The organism is Sphingobium sp. ba1 (genome assembly GCF_000743655.1).
Lineage (GTDB): Bacteria > Pseudomonadota > Alphaproteobacteria > Sphingomonadales > Sphingomonadaceae > Sphingobium.
In genome coordinates, this window is sequence record NZ_JPPQ01000081.1 from 1 (window position 1) to 5,258 (window position 5,258).

7 protein-coding genes and 1 pseudogene are annotated in these 5,258 nt (G+C 64.6%); 7 read left to right on the forward strand and 1 reads right to left on the reverse strand.

Going from position 1 to position 5,258, the window contains the following annotated elements:
- The 7 genes and pseudogenes from IL54_RS25770 to rplS all read left to right on the forward strand — a co-directional run.
- Positions 1-160, forward strand: a pseudogene (locus IL54_RS25770) (ribosome maturation factor RimM); the annotation flags it as partial.
- A 33-nt stretch (positions 161-193) separates the two neighbouring features.
- Positions 194-463: an AbrB/MazE/SpoVT family DNA-binding domain-containing protein gene (locus IL54_RS19240; RefSeq protein ID WP_037479639.1), complete on the forward strand. Its 270-nt coding sequence runs from the start codon at positions 194-196 to the stop codon at positions 461-463.
- Positions 460-834 carry a type II toxin-antitoxin system VapC family toxin gene (locus IL54_RS19245; protein WP_037479641.1) on the forward strand — a complete coding sequence of 125 codons (375 nt, stop codon included), beginning with the start codon at positions 460-462 and terminating at the stop codon, positions 832-834. Before IL54_RS19240 ends, IL54_RS19245 begins: the two co-directional genes overlap by 4 nt.
- A complete protein-coding gene (locus tag IL54_RS19250; protein WP_037479643.1) occupies positions 834-2,327 on the forward strand; it encodes a serine hydrolase domain-containing protein in 1,494 nt (497 codons plus the stop codon). Before IL54_RS19245 ends, IL54_RS19250 begins: the two co-directional genes overlap by 1 nt.
- A 46-nt stretch (positions 2,328-2,373) precedes the next feature.
- A complete protein-coding gene (locus IL54_RS19255) occupies positions 2,374-2,646 on the forward strand; it encodes a hypothetical protein (protein WP_037479645.1) in 273 nt (90 codons plus the stop codon).
- Positions 2,643-3,380, forward strand: a complete 738-nt coding sequence (gene trmD / locus IL54_RS19260; protein WP_037479647.1) for a tRNA (guanosine(37)-N1)-methyltransferase TrmD — start codon at positions 2,643-2,645, stop codon at positions 3,378-3,380. Before IL54_RS19255 ends, trmD begins: the two co-directional genes overlap by 4 nt.
- Before the next feature lie 6 nt (positions 3,381-3,386).
- On the forward strand, positions 3,387-3,755 hold the full coding sequence (gene rplS, locus IL54_RS19265) for a 50S ribosomal protein L19 (RefSeq protein WP_037479649.1): 369 nt from the start codon (positions 3,387-3,389) through the stop codon (positions 3,753-3,755).
- Between the two features lie 84 nt (positions 3,756-3,839).
- Here the strand turns inward: rplS and IL54_RS19270 are convergent, their stop codons facing one another.
- On the reverse strand, positions 3,840-5,111 hold the full coding sequence (locus tag IL54_RS19270) for an MFS transporter (protein ID WP_052027808.1): 1,272 nt from the start codon (positions 5,109-5,111) through the stop codon (positions 3,840-3,842).
- Between the last annotated feature and the right edge of the window lie 147 nt (positions 5,112-5,258).

Below are 5,258 nucleotides of genomic sequence, written 5' to 3' on the forward strand. Positions count from 1 at the left end.
GGGCGAGATCATCGCGATCGAGAATTTCGGCGCGGGAGATATTGTTGAAGTGCAGCGGCCTTCGGTCGAGGGCAAGCCCGGCAAGCGTTTTATGGCGCCGATGCATGCGGTGACGCTGGAGGCGGAGCGGGCGGTGATTGACGCGCTGTTTGTGGAGTAGTATATACAGTGAGTATATACGAAGGGCATTGCCATGAGCGCGGAATATAAGGCCAAGGTCTTCAAGTCTGGCAACAGCCTGGCATTGCGCTTGCCCAAGGCCCTTGGTCTGAAAGAGGGCGCGGAAATGACCCTGCGTGAAGAGCAGGGCAAATATAGCTTCGAACCCGCGCATAGTGAGCGCAAGATCGACGTCAGCAAGTTCGCGGGCAAGGCCCCGTGGCTGGAACCCTTGCCGCGCGAGGATTTTGACGATTCCCTGCGCGACTGGCACCTGCTCGGCCGTGATGCGTCCGGGGCATGATGCGGCTGCTGGATACCAATAGCTGCATCTACGTCTTTACCGGCGTCTATCCCGCATTGATCGCGCGCGTGGCCGACCAGGTTGCGGGCAGTCTCTTCATCTCTTCCATCACCTATTGCGAACTGGCCTATGGCACGATGCGGGGTAAGCCGCCTGCGTCGGACGCGCTGGCGGCCTTTGTCGCGGAAGTGGGCGTCCTGCCTTTTGATGAGGCTGCGGCACAAGCCTATGCCGCCATGCCATTCAGGCGGGGTAGTTTCGATCGGCTCATTGCCGCGCATGCCTTGTCCCTCGATGCGGCGCTGGTGTCGCGCAAACTTGCCGATTTCAAGGACATCCCCGGTTTGCGCGTGGAAGACTGGACGCATTGATGCGATATTTTCTCCTTTCGCTCCTCGCCGTCATTCCGTGCGTTGCTCATGCCGCCGATGCGCAGAAGATCGCCGCAGCCATTCCTGAGATCGACCGGCTGTTTGCGGATTTTCAGGTGGATAGTCGTGCGCCGGGGTTGGTCTATGGCATCGTGGCAGACGGCAAGCTGGTCCATGTGAAGGGCTTGGGTGTGCAGGATCTGGTGCATAGGCGGCCGGTCACGCCCGACAGCCTGTTCCGCATTGCGTCGATGACCAAGGCATTCACCGCGCTCGCCATCCTGAAATTGCGGGAAGAGGGTAAGCTCGGCCTGGAGGATCTGGCCGAAACGCATGTGCCCGAAATGCGGGGATGGACCTATCCGACCAAGGACAGTCCGCGTATCCGCGTCCGCGACCTTTTGACGCACAGTGCCGGTCTGGTGGACGATAATCCCTGGGGGGATCGGCAGACGCCTTTGCCGGAAGCGGACTTTACCCGGATGCTGCAACAGGGTGTGCCGTTCAGCACCGCGCCCGGCACGCGCTATGAGTATAGCAATTTCGGCTATGCGCTGCTGGGGCGGATCATCGCCAATGTGTCGGGCCAGCCTTATCGCCGCTACGTCGAAGGCGGTTTGCTGGCCCCGCTCGGCATGACGTCGAGTGGCTATCAGGTGCGCGACTGGCCGGTCGAGCAGCGGGCGATCGGCTATCGTTGGGAGGATGGGCGCTGGAGCATCGAGCCGACCATGGCGGACGGGGCGTTCGGGGCGATGGGGGGCTTGCAGACCAGCGCCAAGGATTATGCGCGCTGGGTCGCCTTCCTGTTGTCGGCCTGGCCCGCGCGCGACGATGCGGAGGCGGGGCCGGTGGCGCGCGCTTCGGTGCGGATGTTGGCACAGGGGAGCAATTTCATGGGGGTCGCCCAGCGCAATGGCGCGAGCGGGGCGACGGCGTGCCGACAGGCGGCTGCCTACGGCTTTGCGATGCGGGTGGCGCAGGATTGCGACCTGGGGCTGACGCTGGCGCATGGTGGTGGCTATCCGGGCTATGGCAGCCATGTGATGCTGATGCCCGATCATGGCGTGGGCATCTTCGTTTTTACCAATCGCACCTATAATGGCGGCAGCGGCCCGGCCTGGGACGCGGCGGTAGCGTTGCACAAGGCGGGGGCGTTGATCGCGCGGACGATCCCTGTGTCGGCGCTGCTAGCGGACGGCTATGCGGCGGCGGGGCGCATCTATGCGGCGGGCGATGTGTTGGCGGCGCGTGATCGGCTGGCGATGAATTTCCTGATGGACCATGATGCGACGCAGTGGCGCAAAAGGATCGCGGCGGTGAAGCAGGAGGTGGGGGCATGTGCCAGTGATGCGCCGGTTGTCGCGACGGGCGCTCTGGCGGGACGCTTCACCTGGACGTGCGAGCGCGGGCGGGTGGCTGGCACGATCTTGCTGGCCCCGACGCCCGATGCGCAGATACAGTTACTGTCCTTTACGGTGCGGGCACCCTGACAGCAGCCGTCTGGACGCTGCGGCTGGCATCGCCTAAGCGCGAACCATGCCCCAGATATTCACAGCCCTCTATCTGATTGCCATGCTGGCCGCTGGCTGGCGCCTGTTCGGCCTTGGCTGGTCGCGGGGCGTCAAGATCGCGGCTGCGGTGGCGCTGGTCTGCCCGGTGCCGCTGCTGGTGCTGCTGCCCGGCCTCATTCATCCTGAGCGGCCCTTTGCCGACCTGTTGCGGACCATTGGCCTAACGCTGCTGTTGTGCGGGGCATTGTGCCTGGGCGGAGGCTGGTCGGCCGCCAAGATGCGGACACGGCGGCGATGAGCTTTACCGCGCAAGTCCTGACGCTCTACCCGGAGATGTTTCCGGGGCCGCTTGGTGTATCGCTGGCAGGGCGCGCGCTGGCCGAGGGGAAATGGGCCTGCGATCCTATCCACATCCGCGATTTTGCGACCGACAAGCATCGCACCGTGGACGATACGCCTGCGGGCGGTGGCGCGGGGATGGTGCTGCGCGCCGACATATTGGCAAAGGCGGTCGATCATGCGCTGGAGCGGCGGCCGGACCTGCCCGTCCTTGCCATGACGCCGCGCGGGGTGCCGATCACGCAGGCGCGGGTGCGCGAATTGGCGGAGGGGCCGGGCGCGACCATATTGTGCGGCCGGTTCGAGGGGTTTGACGAGCGGATTTTCGATGCCCGGCCGATCGAGCAGGTCAGCATGGGCGACATCATATTGTCGGGCGGCGAGATGGGCGCGCTGCTGCTGCTCGATGCTTGCGTCCGGCTGCTTCCCGGTGTAATGGGCGCGGCTTCCAGCGGAGTCGAGGAGTCCTTTGAAACGGGGCTGCTCGAATATCCGCACTATACCCGACCGGTCGAATGGGAGGGGCGCACGATCCCGCAGGTGTTGCGATCGGGGGATCATGCGAAGATCGCCGCCTGGCGGAAACAAAGGGCGGTCGATGATACACGGCTAAGGCGGCCGGACCTTTGGGAACGTCACAGCGGCGTTCGGGTCCAGTCGCCCTCTGGTGCGCAACGCGACTTGAAGGACTGACGTTTCATGAACATCCTCCAGCAGATCGAGGCGGAAAACATCGCCGCCCTCGGCAAAGAAATCCCCGAATTCCGCGCCGGCGACACGCTGCGCGTCGGCGTGAAGGTCGTCGAAGGCGAACGTAGCCGCGTCCAGAATTACGAAGGCGTGTGCATCGCGCGTTCGAACAAGGGCATGGGTTCGAACTTCACCGTGCGCAAGATTTCGTTCGGCGAAGGCGTGGAGCGCGTGTTCCCGCTCTATTCGCCCAACATCGATTCGATCACCGTCGTCCGTCGTGGCGTGGTGCGTCGTGCGAAGCTCTATTATCTGCGTGGCCGCACCGGCAAGCGCGCTCGCATCGCCGAGCGCCGCGACGTGCGCACCGAGGGTTGATCCTTCGGCTGTCCCACGGGATAGCGTAGAAACAGGAAAGGGCGGCGTTCCATCGGAGCGCCGCCCTTTTTCTTTTGCGCCGAATTATCGGCGGCTGGTCCACCATAGGCCCGCCAGGCTGATCGCAGCGGCGGCGGACATATAGAGGCCGACAAATTCGACGCCCTGGACCGCGATCAGCCAGGTGGCGACGATCGGGGCAAGCGCGCCGCCCAATATGCCGCCCAGATTGAAGGCGAAGGACGCGCCGGTATAACGCAGCTGGATCGGGAAGAGGGCGGGGAGATAGGCCCCCAGCGGTCCATAGACGAAGCCCATCAGGAACAGTGCGAGGCTGAGGATCAGGAAGATCGGCAGCAGCGTGCCCGCGCCCATCATCGGGCCGAAGATCAGCCCCATGAAGACCGTGCCGACACAGCCCCAGGCGAGGACGCGGGTCGGGCTGGTCTTGTCGGCCCACCAGCCTGCAATGAGGATGCTAAGCGCCATGAACAGGATCGCGCCAAGCTGGATCGAGAGGAAATCGCTGCGGTCGATGTTGAGCGTGGTGGTGCCGTAGCCGAGCGCGAAGGCGGTCGCGATATAATAGATGGCGAAACAGGCGACCACGGCGAAGGTGCCCGCGATCGCCGCGCCCAGATGATGTTTGAACAGCGATGCCAGCGGCATGGCGGGCGGCGGCGCTTCGGCCTGGGCGGCGGCAAATTCGGGGGTTTCAGTCAGTTTCAGGCGGACCCACAGGCCAAGGAACACCAGCACCGCGCTGCCGAGGAAGGGCAGGCGCCAGCCCCAGGCGAAAAATTCCTCCTCGGTCAGGATGGTGCCGAGGATCAGGAACAGGCCATTGGCGGCGATGAAGCCGACCGGCGCGCCCAGTTGCGGGAACATGCCGAAACGCGCGCGCCAGCCGGGCGGGGCATTTTCCACCGCCAGCAGCGCCGCGCCGCCCCATTCGCCGCCCAGGCCCAGCCCCTGGCCAAAGCGCAGCAGGCACAGGATGAGCGGCGCCCACCAGCCGATCTGCGCATGGGTGGGCAGGAAACCGATGGCCAGCGTGCAGCCACCCATCAGCATCAGCGAGGTGACCAGCGTGACCTTTCGCCCGACGCGGTCGCCATAATGGCCGAAGACAGCGGCACCAAGGGGGCGGGCGAAGAAGGCGAGCGCCAGGCTGCCATAGGAGGCCATGAGCTGCGCCGTCGGCGAGGAGGAGGGGAAGAAGAGCGCCGGGAAGATGAGGCTGGCGGCGGTGGCGTAGATGTAGAAGTCGTAAAATTCGACCGCCGTGCCGACCAGGCTGGCCGTCAGCACCCGCTTATGCCGCCACATTTCCCCAACGCCGCTCAGTTCCGCCATATCATGCCCCCTCTGTTATTCTTGCCAAAATCCTCCCCTGGTAGGGGAGGTGGCAGGGCGTAGCCCTGACGGAGGGGTGTCGCCCTCTCGATAGGGTGACACCCCTCCACCGGCTGCGCCGGTCCCCCTCCCCTTACAGGGGAGGAT